Origin of the sequence: Streptomyces sp. NBC_00154 (assembly GCF_026342835.1) — a bacterium.
In the GTDB taxonomy this organism is placed as follows: Bacteria; Actinomycetota; Actinomycetes; order Streptomycetales; family Streptomycetaceae; genus Streptomyces.
In genome coordinates this window covers 536,765-551,937 of the sequence record NZ_JAPEMI010000002.1, presented here as the reverse complement: position 1 = coordinate 551,937, position 15,173 = coordinate 536,765, and the positions used below count along the sequence as shown (strand labels likewise).

At 69.0% G+C, this 15,173-nt stretch carries 9 protein-coding genes; 4 read left to right on the top strand and 5 right to left on the bottom strand.

The window, feature by feature from the left end; all coding sequences use genetic code 11:
- Positions 1 to 55: 55 nt before the first annotated feature.
- Positions 56 to 1,942 (bottom strand): SpoIIE family protein phosphatase, encoded by a 1,887-nt coding sequence (locus tag OHA03_RS38860; RefSeq protein WP_267008699.1) that lies wholly within the window; start codon positions 1,940 to 1,942, stop codon positions 56 to 58.
- Positions 1,943 to 2,071: 129 nt separating this feature from the next.
- On the opposite strand from OHA03_RS38860, the gene OHA03_RS38855 reads away from it, so the two are divergent.
- Entirely contained in the window at positions 2,072 to 6,349 is a 4,278-nt protein-coding gene (locus OHA03_RS38855; protein WP_267008698.1) for a HAMP domain-containing protein, read from the top strand.
- On the top strand, positions 6,346 to 7,074 hold the full coding sequence (locus OHA03_RS38850) for a two-component system response regulator (protein WP_267008697.1): 729 nt from the start codon (positions 6,346 to 6,348) through the stop codon (positions 7,072 to 7,074). Before OHA03_RS38855 ends, OHA03_RS38850 begins: the two co-directional genes overlap by 4 nt.
- Before the next feature lie 69 nt (positions 7,075 to 7,143).
- Here OHA03_RS38850 and OHA03_RS38845 read toward each other — a convergent pair whose 3' ends face one another.
- The 3 genes from OHA03_RS38845 to OHA03_RS38835 form a co-directional block, all read right to left on the bottom strand.
- Positions 7,144 to 8,250, bottom strand: a complete 1,107-nt coding sequence (locus OHA03_RS38845; protein ID WP_267008696.1) for an AI-2E family transporter — start codon at positions 8,248 to 8,250, stop codon at positions 7,144 to 7,146.
- A gap of 427 nt (positions 8,251 to 8,677) precedes the next feature.
- Positions 8,678 to 10,507: a glycoside hydrolase family 15 protein gene (locus OHA03_RS38840; RefSeq protein ID WP_267009625.1), complete on the bottom strand. Its 1,830-nt coding sequence runs from the start codon at positions 10,505 to 10,507 to the stop codon at positions 8,678 to 8,680.
- Between the two features lie 307 nt (positions 10,508 to 10,814).
- Positions 10,815 to 12,056, bottom strand: a complete 1,242-nt coding sequence (locus OHA03_RS38835) for a PP2C family protein-serine/threonine phosphatase (RefSeq protein ID WP_267008695.1) — start codon at positions 12,054 to 12,056, stop codon at positions 10,815 to 10,817.
- Between the two features lie 232 nt (positions 12,057 to 12,288).
- On the opposite strand from OHA03_RS38835, the gene OHA03_RS38830 reads away from it, so the two are divergent.
- Entirely contained in the window at positions 12,289 to 12,951 is a 663-nt protein-coding gene (locus OHA03_RS38830) for a response regulator transcription factor (protein ID WP_267009624.1), read from the top strand.
- On the top strand, positions 12,948 to 14,318 hold the full coding sequence (locus OHA03_RS38825; RefSeq protein ID WP_267008694.1) for a HAMP domain-containing sensor histidine kinase: 1,371 nt from the start codon (positions 12,948 to 12,950) through the stop codon (positions 14,316 to 14,318). Before OHA03_RS38830 ends, OHA03_RS38825 begins: the two co-directional genes overlap by 4 nt.
- Here OHA03_RS38825 and OHA03_RS38820 read toward each other — a convergent pair.
- The gene (locus OHA03_RS38820; protein WP_267008693.1) at positions 14,299 to 15,108 is read right to left on the bottom strand and encodes a hypothetical protein; all 810 of its coding nucleotides are present in this window, start codon (positions 15,106 to 15,108) and stop codon (positions 14,299 to 14,301) included. The genes OHA03_RS38825 and OHA03_RS38820 overlap by 20 nt on opposite strands.
- Positions 15,109 to 15,173 lie beyond the last annotated feature (65 nt).

Here is a 15,173-nt window from a genome sequence, read left to right as displayed (position 1 = left end):
CTCGACGACGGCCATCGGGCCTGAGCGAGCAGCCCCTCGGCTTGCCCGGCGACGTTCAGGTCTGCCTCGCACAGGATTTTTCCCCCGCCACTGCTTGCAGCACCAGTACCGAGAGGTCGTCCTCGACCGGCCCCGCCCCGAAGTCGTGCGCCGCCCGCCGTACATGCTCCGCAAGTGCCTTCGCGCCCAGTCCCATACCTTGCCTGAGCACATCGGCCAGACCGTCATTGTCGTCCAACTGCCAGTTTCCGCAGCGGCGTTCGGTGACGCCGTCGGTCACGCACAACAGCGTCTCACCGGGCGCGAGGTCGAAGGTGACGGCCCGGAATTCGGCGCCCTCATCGATGCCGAGCAGCATCTGGGGTACGGAGGCCGGTTCCACCTTGCCGTCGGCGTGCAGATGCAGCGGCGGAGGATGGCCTGCAGTGGCGACCGTGCAGTGGGCTCCGGGCACGCCCGGGTCGACCGTCAGCTCCCCGTACAGCAGGCTCAGGAAGCGGGAACCTGTCTGCTCGGCGCCGAGCGCGAATGCCTCGGCGCTCTCTTCCGCCATGGCGGCGTTCAGCCGACCGAGCACCGACTCGACGCCATGGCCCTCGCGCGCCAGCAGCCTCACCAGGTGGCGGGCCAGGCCGGTGACGGACATCGCCTCCGGGTCCTTTCCCTGTACGTCCCCGAGCAGGAAGCACCAGTGGTTCTCACCCCTCGGGAAGATGTCGTAGAAGTCGCCGCCGACGGTCTGCCCCTCGCCGTGCGGCTCGTAGACGATCGCCGTATCGACGCCGACGATCCTGGCCAGCGTCGCCGGCAGCTGCCTGCGCTGGAGCGCGGCGCTGATCCTGCGCTGCCGGGTGTACTGGCGAGCGGTGTACACGGCCTGCGCGACCCTGCGGGCCACGTCCTGGACCATCCGCACCACGGTGTCGGTCATCTGCGGCTGCCCGGCCCGGCCGAGCAGCAGTACACCCTGGTCGGTGTCGCGGGCGATGAGCGGGAAGGCGAACGCCGACCCGCCCGCATGGGCGACGCCGGCACTCTCCGGCCACGGCCAGGGCGTACCCCCGATGCGGACCGCGGACGGCGGCGGAATCCGTTCCAGTTCCTCGCGCAGCGGAGTGATGCGCTGCTCGTCGGCATGCCAGACCCGGGACAGCTGTCGGCCTCTCCCCGGCATGCTCAGCCAGATGCCGCACCAGTCTGCGAGCCGGGGTACGAGCATCTGGGCCGCGAGCGCGGTGACCATGGCCTCGTCGAGCTGGCCTGCCAGGAGTTCGCTGGTCTCGGCGAGGAACGACGGGCCGCCACGATCGCTCCACTCGGCGGCGTACCCCTGGGCATGCGCCGGATGTACTGATGGCCCTGCATCATGGAGCTGTGCGTCGCTGTGGCGCCCGGTGGTACCGGGATCGGTGATACCGGGACCGGAGGCGGCCGAATCTGTCGCAGCAGCCCCTCGCTCCGCGGCCTCCAGCCGGAACCAGACCCTCTTCTCCGCCCGCCGATAGGTCACGCCCCAGGACTCCGAGAGCGCGCTCACCAGCTGGAGGCCGTAGCCGGGCTCGTCACGCCGGGTGTCCGCGCCGCCGCGTACCCCCCTGGAGGGGTGGCGGTCCGCGACCTCCACGACGACACCCAACCGGGTGGCCGGGTTCCGCTCCAGGCGGCAGACCACGTCGATATCGGTGCCGGCGTACATGACGGCGTTGGTGACCAGCTCGCTGACGAGCAGGACGGCGTCGTCGACGAGCTCCTCGGGGACCGTCATCGGAGCAGGGGCCGCGGCCGCACCGGGAGCCGCATCGGCGGCCGACGCGCCGTCCCCGTTCGCGGGCGCTGTCCACCCCTCGAGCGCCGCATACACGAATTCGCGCGCCCGGGCGGCCGCCAGCTGGTTCGCCGGCAGCCCCTTCCTGGACACGGATTCGGTCGCGTGTACGGACAACGGAACCCCTCTTCCCCCGTGTGCATCAAATACGCCCAGAAAGCAGTATTTTCGTGCGCTTTATACTATGACATGCGTGACCAGTGAACCTCTGGTGTGCACCGATGGATCTTGGGCGGAGGGTGTTTCATGACACTGGACCCGACCCGACCCGTCACGGAGCCAGACGGGCAGTGGGTTCGTACGAGCGATCTGCGCCCTTTGCTCGGCGCGATGAAGGCCCTGTGCGACGGTGATTTCACAGCGCGGGTGGAGGACCCGGAGAAACAGGGCGCCGTCGTGCCGGACGGGGTCCTGGCGGAAATGGCCGGGGTGTTCCAACAGATCGTCGCGCGGAACGCACATCTCGCCTCGGAGCTCCAGCGGGTGCGCCACGAGATCATCCGACAGGGACGGCTGGACGAGCGGATTTCGGCGAGTCCCGGCACGGGTACCTGGACGACGAACATCGAGGCCGCCAATACGGTGCTCGAAGCGCTGGTGGTACCCGTCGCGAAGGCCACCCGGGTGCTCGACGCCGTCGCGGACGGCGATCTGACCCAGCACGTCGATCTGCACGACGGAAGCCGCCAGCTCCGCGGTGACCTGCGGCGCCTGGGCATCGGCGTGAACCGCATGGTGGACCAGCTATCGCTCTTCACCGGTGAGGTGACCCGGGTCGCCCGCGAGGTCGGCACCGAGGGGCGCCTCGGCGGCCGGGCGAAGGCACAGGGACTGTCGGGCGACTGGCTCCATGTGACCGAAGCTGTCAATACGATGGCGTCCCGGCTGACGGCGCAGGTGCGGGACATCGCGGTCGTGACGACGGCGGTGGCACGCGGCGACCTGACACAGCAGGTGACGGTCGAAGCCACCGGCGAGCTGCTGGAGCTGAAGCTCACGGTCAACACCATGGTCGACCAGCTGCGGGCGTTCGCCGACGAGGTCACCCGCGTCGCCCGCGAGGTCGGCACCGAGGGCCAGCTCGGCGGTCGCGCCCAGGTCAGGGGCGTGTCCGGGGTCTGGAAGGACCTCACCGACAACGTCAACTTCATGGCGTCGAACCTGACGTCCCAGGTCCGCAACATCGCCCAGGTGACCACCGCCGTCGCCAACGGCGACCTCAGTCAGAAGATCACTGTGGACGCGCGGGGCGAGATCCTGCAGCTGAAGTCGACGATCAACACCATGGTCGACCAGCTCTCCGCCTTCGCCGACGAGGTCACACGCGTCGCCCGCGAGGTCGGCACCGAGGGCCAGCTCGGCGGCCGCGCCCACGTCAGGGGCGTGTCCGGGGTCTGGAAGGACCTCACCGACAACGTCAACTTCATGGCCGACAACCTCACCTCCCAGGTCCGCAACATCGCCCAGGTCGCCACCGCCGTCGCGGAGGGCGACCTCGGTAAGACCATCACCGTGGAGGCCAAGGGAGAGATCCTGGAGCTCAAGTCGACGATCAACACCATGGTCGACCAGCTCTCCGCCTTCGCCGACGAGGTCACACGCGTCGCCCGCGAGGTCGGCACCGAGGGCAACCTCGGCGGTCAGGCACAGGTCAGGGGCGCTTCCGGGGTCTGGAAGGACCTCACCGACAACGTCAACCGCATGGCGCTCAACCTCACCTCCCAGGTCCGCAACATCGCCCAGGTGACCACCGCCGTCGCCAACGGTGACCTGTCGAAGAAGATCGATGTCGACGCGCGCGGCGAGATCCTGGAGCTGAAGGACACCGTCAACACGATGGTCCAGCAGCTGAGGGCTTTCGCCGACGAGGTGACCAGGGTGGCCCGCGAGGTCGGCACCGACGGGCGACTGGGCGGCCAGGCCCAGGTCCACGGTGTCTCGGGCGTATGGAAGAACCTCACCGACAACGTCAACTTCATGGCCGACAACCTCACCTCCCAGGTCCGCAACATCGCCCAGGTCGCCACCGCCGTCGCGGAGGGCGACCTGTCGAAGAAGATCGACGTGGACGCGCGCGGCGAGATCCTGGAACTCAAGTCCACGATCAACACCATGGTCGACACGCTCTCCTCGTTCGCCTCCGAGGTGACACGAGTGGCCCGCGAGGTGGGCAGCGAGGGGCAGCTGGGCGGCCAGGCCCGGGTGGAGGGTGTCTTCGGCACGTGGAAGCGGCTGACCACCAGCGTCAATGAGCTGGCACTGAACCTGACCACCCAGGTGCGCGCGATCGCCGAGGTCGCCAGCGCCGTCACGCAGGGCGACATGTCCGGCTCCATCTCGGTGGAGGCCCAGGGCGAGGTCGCCGCCCTGAAGAACAACATCAACCTCATGGTGGCGAATCTCCGTGAGACCACCCGGGCCAAGGACTGGCTGGAGTCCAACCTGACCCGTATCGCGGGACTCATGCAGGGCCACCGCGACCTGGTCGAGGTCGCCGACCTGATCCTGCGCGAGCTGACCCCTCTGGTGAACGCCCAGTACGGAGCGTTCTTCCTGGCAGAAGCGGGCGCGGAGCCCGGCGAGGACCTCGAGCTCCTGGCCGGCTACGGCACCGGCCAGCCCGAAGGCCGCCGCCGGCGTACCCGGCTCAGCCTCGACACCCCTGGCTGGGGTCTGATCACCCAGGCCGCCACGGAGAAACGGCGAATTCTCATCGAGGCGGTCCCCACCGAATACATCACCATCAGTTCGGGCCTCGGCGCCGCGCCCCCGGCCAGCGTCGTCATCCTGCCGATCCTCTTCGAGGACCGGGTGCTCGGAGTCATCGAACTGGCCTCGTTCAGCAGCTTCAGCGAGGTCCACCTCGCCTTCGTCGACCAGTTCGTGAACACCATCGGTGTCTCCATCAACACCATCATCGCCAACTCCCGTACCGAGTCCCTCCTCTCGGAATCCCAGCGCCTCACCGCCGAACTGCGCAAGCGCTCCGACGAGTTGCAGCTCACCAACGCCGAGCTGGAGGAGAAGGCGGCGCTGCTGGCCACGTCCTCCCAGTACAAGTCGGAATTCCTGGCGAACATGTCGCACGAATTGCGCACCCCGCTCAATTCGCTCCTCGTGCTGTCGCGGCTCCTCGCCGACAACCCCGACGACCACCTCTCCCCGCAGGAGGTGGAGTTTGCCGTCACCATCCACCGCGCGGGCTCCGACCTGCTGCAACTGATCAACGACATCCTCGACCTGTCGAAGATCGAAGCAGGCCGGATGGATGTGCATCCCAAGAAGCTGCCGCTGATCAAACTGCTCGACTACGTACGGGCGACGTTCCAGCCGCTCGCTCTGGACCGCGGCCTGTCGTTCGACATCAGTGTCGGCGAGAACGTACCGCTCGAACTCTTCTCGGACGAGCAGCGGCTCCAGCAGATCCTCCGCAACCTCCTCTCCAACGCAATGAAGTTCACCTCGTCCGGCGGAGTGCAACTGATCGTCGAACGCTCGACGGTCTCGGACTTCGAGGAGGAGACGCTGCGCAACGCCGACGCCGTCATCGCTCTGACCGTCAAGGACACCGGAATCGGTATCGCGCCGGAGAAGCTCGACCAGATCTTCGAGGCCTTCCAGCAGTCCGACGGCACCACCAACCGCAAATACGGTGGCACCGGGCTCGGCCTCTCCATCAGCCGGGACATGGCGGGCCTGCTCGGCGGCCGGATCATCGCCGAGAGCGAACAGGGCGTCGGCTCCGCCTTCACCCTCTACGTCCCCGTGCATTACGCGGGTCCGCCCTCCGGCGCCCTCCCCGCGGTGGAAGCGCGCCCCGTGAGCAGCACCACCCGAGCCATCGCGGAACTCACCGCACTCACCGGCCGACCCGCGGCCGAGCCCGGACCCGCGTCGCAGGTCAGTGTGTTCAGGCCCCAGGAGTCCGTGCCCCGCACCGGACCCCGGCCCGACGGCAGCGACGACGGTGTCAGCTGGCCGGAGACGACTCGACTCAGGGACTGGCTGAGTGGCCGCCTCGCCGGGGTGCTGACCGACCGTCGCATCCTTATCGTCGACGACGACATCCGGAACGTCTTCGCACTGACGCATGTGCTGGGGCGCGTCGGCATCAGTGTCAAGTACGCGGAGAACGGCCGCGAGGGCCTGGAGGTCCTTGATCAGACACCTGACGTATCACTGGTGCTGATGGACATCATGATGCCCGAAATGGATGGATACGAGATGATTGCGGCGATCCGTCGCACACCTCGTTTCGCGGACCTGCCGATCATCGCGCTCACCGCGAAGGCCATGCCCGGTGACCGCGAGAAGGCCATCGAGAGCGGCGCGGACGACTACGTCCCCAAGCCGGTGGACGTCGACCGCCTGCTGTCGGTGATCTGCCGGCTCCTCGACCCGCAGTGCACTCTGCCGGAGCCGCGGCCGGATCCCTCCGACAACGTCCGCGCCACGGACCGCGACGACGGCGACACCCTCAGGAACAGGGACGATGACGACGGAGCAACAGGACGGCCATCATGACGGCGACACAGCCAGCAGCATCGGAGACCGCCAGCATCCTCATCGTCGACGACATGGAGGAGAACCTGGTCGCCCTCGAAGCCGTACTCGGCTCACTGGGCCACGTGGTCCGCGCGCACTCGGGTGAGGAAGCCCTCAAGGCGATGTTGCGCCAGCAGTTCGCGGTCGTGCTCATCGACGTGCTGATGCCGGGCATGAACGGCTTCGAGACCGCCGCCAACATCAAGGGTCTCGACCAGACGAAGGACGTCCCGATCATCCTGCTGACCGGAGCCGCAGTCGATCCGAACTACGCCTACCGCGGCTACACAGTCGGCGCCGCCGATTTTCTGATCAAGCCCTTCGACCCCTGGCTGCTGCGGACCAAGGTCAATGTCTTCCTGGATCTGTTCCGTAAGAACCGCCAACTCGTGGACCAATCCGAACAGTTGAAGCGCCTCCTGACGGCGGACGGCGGCCGCCCAACGGTTACGCCGTCCACCCCTCCCCCGACTTGCGTATCCACCGAGCCGTCGTACGGTACGGACGGCAAGGAAACTACGGACTCCGCGGAACGCCCTGCACACCCGGACGACGCCGACCGGCTCTCCGAGGTCGTCGGCCAGCTCGCCCAGGCGGAACTCCTGCTACGAGATGCCAACGGTCCGGGCGGGGCGGACCTCGCCGACCGCATCGTCGAACTGGAACAGGCGGTGGGACGGCTGATGGCGAAACGTGAGACGTAGGACCGCACTCGGATCGTCACGATCCGCCGATCACGCCACCGGTCCCGAGGCCGCCGTCTCCCTGGTCTGCTACATGCCGGGACGGTCCGGCCCTCGTCCCCTTCGGATGCCGGTCGCCGACCGTGCGCGGGTGGCCTTCAGCTGTGTGGATCTCCGCGCCGGCTGCAGAGCCTGATGGACCGACCAGACGACGGATACGAGCGGCACTGTCACGATCGCTCCCAGCACCCCGGCCGCGATCGCGCCGGCGATCACGGAGAGAGCGATCACGACTGGATGCAGGCGGACGGCCCAGCTCATCACGATCGGGTGCAGGAGGTGCCCCTCGATCTGGCCGATGACGACGATCAGCGCGACGACGGCGGCCGCTACGATCGGGCCCTTCGACGCCAGAGCCACAACGGCAGCAATTGCAAGGGCGATGGGTGAGCCGATCAGGGGTACGAAGGCCGCGAAGAACTCCAGCAGCGCCAGCGGAAGCGCCAACGGCACCCCCAGTACGAACAGGGCGAGTCCGACGAGTACGGCGTTGGTGGCAGCCACCACGATGATGCCGTGGGTGTACCCCGTGAACGTCCGCCACGCCGCTCGGCCCGCGATCTCCACCCGCTCCCGCGCCGTCGCCGGGAGCTGCTCGCACAGCCAGTCCCATTGCCGGTCGCCCGAGTGGATGAAGAAGACCGAGCAGAACAGCGCGAGAACGAACACGGTCATCACCTCCACCAGTCGACCCACGCCACTGAGCGCCGAGCTGATCACGGTGGACCGATGACTGGACAGATATTGCCCGATCCGGGCCTGCAAGTCCTTCAGTGCCCCGGGGTTCAGACGGAACGGTGGCTCCTCCAGCCAGCGCTCGATCCTGGCGAGGCCGTCGCTGAACTGCCGCTCCAGCCCGGCCGTTTCTCCGGCGACCGCCTCACCGACGAGGGACAGCACACCCAGGACCAGGACGAAACTGCCGAGGAGCGCCACTGCCACCGCGAGCGGCCGCGGCACCGCACGAGCCAGGAAGTCCGTCAGCGGGCGCAGCACCGCGGTGACGACCAGGCCGAGGAAGACTGCTACCGCGACCTCGTGGAACCGTCCCAGCGCCGAAAAACCGGCGTAGACGACAGCTCCCACGACGAGGATCCGCCAGGCGTGGGCAGCGGCCGTCCGCAGCGCAGGCGACACACGCGACTCCTGCGTCGGGTCGGTCGGCCCATGCTGCGCGCCCGGGCCCCGGGAAGCACGGCCGTCGACGCCACGCAGCGCCTGGCGCGACGCCGCACGAGTCCGGTGCCTGCGTCTCTCAGGCCGGAAGCCGGGGTCCGGATTGTCGGGCTGCAGATGCGATCGCCTGGGCATTCCTTGCTGGTACCAGTCGCCGACGCATCATCCCAGCTCCCGCGGCTGCATACACGCGAAGTCACCCAGCAGGCGCAGTCACCGGTCGCGCCGGCAGCTCAGTCGTCCAAGGCGGCCCGCGCCAGGTCACGGAGCTCGTCATCGGGTCCGGCAGCCGCGTCGTCGGGCCGTAGCCGGATGGTCGCCGCGCACTTCCTTGTCCATCACTCCGTCATGGTCACCCTGTTCGCGCATGAGTCGGGGAGCCGGTTGATCAGGCCTGAGCGCCTGCCTTCGCTCGGGCGAGGTTGACGCCACTGGCGATGATCCCGATGTGGCTGAATGCCTGAGGAAAGTTGCCCATGAACTCTCCTGTGGACGGGTCGATCTGCTCCGACAGCAGTCCCAGTGGGCTCGCCCGGGCACACAGCGAGGCATACAGTTCGTCGGCCTCTTCGATCCGGCCCTGGCCGATCAGGTTGTCGACCAGCCAGAAACTGCACAGCACGAAGGCACCCTCGTCGCCGGCCAGACCATCGGGTGACTCCTTGTGCAGGTAGCGATAGAGCAGCCCGTTGCCGGCCGACAGGCGCTCGGCGACAGCCTTGGTGGTCGCCACCATCCGCGGGTGATCAGCCGACACAACCTGGCGCAGCGGAAGGGCGAGCAGGCTCGCGTCCACGATGCCGCCGCCGTCCAGGTGTGTGCTCAGGGTCTGTGCGTCCTCGTCCCAGGACCGCTCCAGGATGATCCGGCGCAGCTGGTCGGCCGAGGCTCGCCACTCGGCGATCCGCCCGGGCAGGTGAAGCCGCTCGCCGATAGCCGCCGCCCGGTCCAGGGCCACCTGGCACATCCCGGCCGAGTACGTGAACACCCGGCCCTCGCTGCGCACTTCCCAGATTCCCTGATCCGGCTGGCGCCAGGCCTGCCCCGCCGCTTCGGCCAGCTCGGCCAGGCTTGTCCACAGCGCGGGCTGGATCTCACCGCCGGAAAGCAGCCACTGGTCGGCACAGTCAAGGATCTCGCCGTAGACGTCGTGCTGGCGCTGGTCGGCCGCGCCGTTGCCCCATCGCACCGGGGCAGAGCACCGATAGCCTTCCAGTTCGCTGTCCTCGACCTCGTCCGGCACCGGACTGCCGTTGAGGCCGTACATGATCCGGGGCCGTCGGCTGTACTCGAAGGCATCGAGAACCCAGCCGAGGAAGGCGTCGGCCTCGCCACGGAAGCCGATGCGGCGCAGGGCGAACACGGCGAAGGCGGCATCGCGGATCCAGGCATAGCGGTAGTCCCAGTTGCGGATCCCGCCGATCGGCGCAGGCAAGGAGGATGTAGGTGCCGCGACCAGCGAGCCATTGGCCCAGTCGTCGCACATTTTCAGCGTGATCGCGGCGCGCCTGACCAAGGACTCCTCGGGACCGCCGTACTCCATCTGCTTCATCCAGCGGCGCCACGCGTCAGCGGTTCCCTGCAGCATCGCGTCGGTGTCGAACCGGTGGTGGCGATGGAAGCGGCCCCAGGACAGCACGAGATCCAGGCGATCACCTTGCTGCAGGTCATGTGTGGTGTGCAGGCCACCCAGGGGACGGTTCGACCGCAGGTGGAGTCGCAGGTCCGGTCGCCGGGACGATCGCACTTCCAGTCCGCTGAACAATGCCCGCGCCTGCCCACCGCCGCGGGGCTCGAGGTCCGCTCGTAGGCGGACGTGGCCGGCCAGCACCACCGCCGAACGCACAAGTTCGGCCCGATCGGCCGGTGCGTCATCGGTGAGATCAGCGCCGGAGCGCAGGGCCAGCGCATCGGTGACGCGAACCAAGCCGGTGGGACTGCGCAATTCGGTTGTCAGTACGCCGGTATCGGGTTCATAGCGCTGTCGCGCCTCCACCAGGTCTTCCGGTGCCAAGGTGAAATGCCCGCCTCGTGCTTGATCCAGCAAACTGCAGAACAGGGGTTCGGCATCGAATCGGGGAAGGCACATCCACGAGATGGAGCCGTCCAGGCCTACCAGCGCGGCCGTCGCGCCGTCCCCGATGAGGCCGAGGTCCTCCAGCGGCAGGTGACCCTCCCGTCTGCGGACCGGCCGGAACGGTGGATCGGGATCGTGCATGCCGCCTCGCTTCCGCCGCGCCGAAATGACCGGGCGATCCGATGTGCACACCCAGAAGGTGATCACCACTTTCCCGACGCACGGTGGTCTCGACTGCGGTTCGGAACGTCGTGTCCGCTCAGAGTGTCTCGATGGCGGTGTCGTCGTCCTGTCCCGGTGTCGGCTCAAGTGTCCGCTCGGCAATGTCCTCCGCCGGTGAACGCGTCCGCACCGTGTCGCATCGTGCTCCCACGCTCTCAGGGAGCGAGTCGGAGCGCGACCCAGCCGCTCCGGCAGTGATGCTTTCCAGTGAAAACCGATCCGGGGACTACAGGCGGAGAACGACCAGGGCGATGTCATCGCGGGCGCCAGCGCTGACGCCGAGGCGGGCGAGCACGGCGTCGGCGAGGCGTTGGGGGCTGAGGCGGGCGAAGCGGGCGAGTGCGTCGGTGAGGCGGTGCAGACCGGCGTCGATGTCCTCGCCGCGGCGTTCGACGAGGCCGTCGGTGTAGAGCACGAGGGTGTCGCCGGGCGTGTAGGACAGCTCTGCCTGGGGGCGGGGGACGTGTTTGGGGCGGGCTCCCAGCGGCGGGTCGGTGGCCTGGTCGAGCAGATCGAAGGTGCCGTCGTGGTGGACCAGGACCGGCGGGAGGTGGCCGGCGCTGCTGTAGGTGATGCGGTGGCTGCGCGGGGCGATGGCGACTTGGACCGCGGTGGTGGCCAGCGCACCTTCGACCGAGCGCGAGTACAGGCCCAGAACCTCCAGTGCCTTGGCGGGTCCCTGGCGGGCTCGGACGGCGGCGGACAGCGCGCTGCGAAGCATTCCCATGACGGCGGCGGCCTCCAGGCCGTGGCCGACAACGTCACCGACGGCTACGGCGCAGCCGTCGTCGGGCAGGTCGACCAGGTCGTACCAGTCGCCGCACACGTTCAGAGATCCGGCGGCGGGCAGGTAACGCACCGCGACATCCCGATGCCGGGCCAGGTCGGGCGAGTAGAGCATGGCCTCCTGCAAGGTGACGGCGACCTGGCGTTCACGGGCGTGTGCTTGGCGCAGTTCCTCGTTCAGCCCCTGGAGCTCACGCGCCCGTGCGTACAGTTCGGATTCCATCACCTCCCATTTGCTGAGCGCCCCATCTCCTCGCGGGCGGGAGGGATGGGACAGCACGAACGCGGTCACGTCCTCCACCCGATGGATGATCCACGCCACCTGTCCGTCCGGCCCGAGCACGGGGGTGTTGATCGGGGACCACCACCGCTCCTCGAACACGCCGGGCCTGTCCGCAACCGGGATGTCGTACTTCTGCACCGCCATCGTGTCCGGCTCCTTGGAGCGCAGGGCCCGGCGCAGGGAGGCGCCCAGGTTCTGCACCCCGTCGGCGCCCGGATCTGCAGGGTTGTCGGGGAAGGCGTCGAAGATGTACTGCCCGACCAGATCCTCCCGGGTGCGGCCGGTCGCTGTCAGATACGCCCGGTTGACGTCGATGATCACCAGGTCGGGACCGAGCACCAGGTAGGGGCTGGGTGTGGCGGCGAACAGCGCCTGGTAGTCGATCCGTGGTGTGGTCACATGCTCTCCCGTTCCGTCTCGTGGCCGCCACGGCCGAACGTCGTCTCAACTATGGGTCCTGCGCTCCCCCGCCCCCGTCCTCGCTGCGCCACAGGAGTGTCGGGAACGCGATCTGCGCCGCCGCCCCGCCACGGAGCGCCAGGCCACAGGTTCGTCTACAGTTCTGTAGACGAAAGTCATGCCGCCGGGCCGCGGGCCCCGACAGAAGGACTCGACTGCCGTGACCGACCTTGTGCAACGCCGCGTCCTGGTCGTCGAGGACGACCACGGGCTGCGCGACGTGCTCGCCCGCGGACTGCGCGAGGAGAACTTCGCCGTCGTGACCGCCGCCAGTGGGGCCGGCGCCCTGCGCGCCCTCGACGACCGGGTGGATGCCGTCGTCCTCGACATCGGACTGCCCGACTCGGACGGCCGGGACGTGTGCCAGGCCATGCGTTCGACGGGGCTGCAGGCCCCGGTGGTCTTCCTCACCGCGCACGACACGCTCACCGACCGGCTCTCGGGCTTCTCCGCGGGCGGCGACGACTACCTCGCGAAACCCTTCCACCTTGCCGAACTCGCCGCCCGGATCCGCGCGGCGCTGCGCCGCGCCGGGCCGGACCCCGTGGTCGAGCTGGCAGAGCTCCGGCTCGACCCCGTACGCCACCTCCTGGAGGTGCACGGCAAGCCGGTGGCACTCACCCCCACCGAGTTCCGCCTGTTGGCCGCGCTGATGGCGGCGCCCGGTACCACCGTACGCAGACGGGAACTCCTGCGCGCGGCCTGGCCGGACGGGGCTCAGGTCAGCGACAACACGCTCGACCAGTACCTGACCCGGCTGCGCCGGAAGCTGCGCGAGGCGGACAGCCCACAGGCGATCAGTACGGTGCGCGGCGTCGGGTACCGCCTGATATGAGGCGGCTCCGCGCCATCGGACGGCTCCGCACCGCGCTGCCCCACACTCTGCGGGGCCGCCTCGCCCTGCTCGCCCTGGCCTCCGCCACGGCCTGGGTCGCCGCGCTCACCATCGGGTTCGACATCGTCCTCGCCGGACGGCTGAGCAGCCAGGCCGCCGACGTGCTGCAGACCCGAGCCGCGGCGGTGGCCGCCACCGTCGAGGCACGTCCGGACGGCGGGATCGTCGTCCACGAACCGCCAGACGACCGCGCCCTGGATGTCGGCACGTGGATCTACCGCGGAAGCACGGCCATCGAAAGGCCGAGCGCGCCCCCCGCCCTCCAGCGGCAGGCCGACCGGCTCACCGGCCGGGGCAGCGCATACCAGGAGTCCGGCGGGAGGAACGCCTCCCGGCTCTACGCCCTGCCGGTGCGCGTCGGCAACCGCCAGACGGGCACCGTTGTCGTAGCCGTCTCCCTCGACCCGTACCGCAGCACCGCCCGCGCCGCCCTCGCCGGTTCGGCGGTCCTCGGGCTGCTGCTCCTGGTCGGGGTGTACCTGCTCACCCGTACCGTCGTCGGCCGGGCCCTGCGCCCGGTCGCCGAGATGAGCACCCGGGCGGCCCGCTGGAGCGAACTCGGCGCCGCCGAACGCTTCGGCACCGGCCGCCGCCCGGACGAGCTCGCCTCGCTCGCCACCAACCTCGACGAACTCCTGGACCGGCTGGCCGCCGTACTGCGCCACGAACAACTCCAGACCGCCGAGCTCTCGCACGAGCTGCGCACCCCGCTGGCCCGCATCGTCGCCGAGACCGACTGGCTCACCGCCCGGCCACGGGACGCGGCCGGACAGCACGCCTCCCACCAGGCGATCACTGCCGCCGCCGGCACGATGCGGCACATCTGCGACACCCTGCTCTCCGAGGCCCGCGCCCGCACCGGGCAGCCCCCCGGTCGCTGCCGACTGCCCGCAATGGCCGATCATCTGGCCGAGCAGTACGCGCGTCAGCACCCTGACGCCCCGCCGCTGTCCGTACGGGGCGGCGCAGGCGTCACCGCAGGTGTCTCCCCCGCGCTCGTGGAACGCATGCTCACGCCGCTGCTCGACAACGCCCGCCGCTATGCCGCCACGGGCGTCACCCTGACGTTCGCGCCGACCCCGGCCGGTGTGGAGCTCGCCGTGAGCGACGACGGCCCGGGTGTGCCCGCAGAGACCGGCCCGGCCGTCTTCGAGCCGGGCCGCCGGGCGGATCCGGACGACGGTCATGACGGGGCCGGTCTCGGTCTGGCGCTGGCCCGGCGGCTCGCCCGCGCGTCCGGCGGCGACATCGAGTGGGACCCGGCCGCCACCGGCGCGCGGTTCGTGGTCAGCCTTCCGGCAGGCTGACAGAAGTGTCGGCCGCGTCCCGCCGGGTCACCGTCAGATAGCTGACCAGGGCCAGGATCAGGACGAGGAAGATCGCGCTGGTGCCGACCGTACCGAGGCCGAGGCCGCCGTCACCGCGTGCCTGGGAGAGATAGTCGCCGAGCGAGGCGCCCAGTGGGCGGGTGAGGATGTACGCGATCCAGAACGCCGGAACGGCGGCGAGGCCGAACCCGTAGTGGGCTGCGGCCACGGCGGCGATGAGCACCGCGAACACCACCGCGGACACCCAGTAGCCCAGGTCCATCCGCTCGGCCGTGAGGTCGCCCGCCGAGGTGCCGAGAGCGAACGTGAAGAGGATCGCCGCCCAGTAGAACGCCTCGCGGCGGACCGTGTGAATGGAGTGGATGGAGAGCGTCCGCTCGCTCCCGTACCAGGCGGCGAACACCGCGACGAGCAATACGGCGAAGACGACTGTCGTCGTCTCCAGCGCCACCCCGAAGTTGTCCGTGAGGTTGTCGCTCACGAGCGTGCCGACCACGCTGATCAGCACTACGGCAAGCCAGTAGAGCCCGGGCACGTACTTCTTGGCCCGGAACTGGAACCACAGCGTTCCGATCAGCAGCACGGCCATGAACAGCGAGGTGTTCGTCAGACCCAGACCGAGGTTTTCGCTGAGGAGATCTGCCGCGGTCTCGCCCACCGTCGTGCACAGCACTTTGATCACCCAGAAGTACACCGTGACTTCGGGGACCTTGTTCAACATCTGCCGCGCCCCGGCGTGTGCCGGATACGCAGCTGTTTCATTCGTCATGACCGGTGAGGCTGGCACGGCGAACCTGAACACATCCTGACTGCTTCTCCACTCCGCCGGCAGAT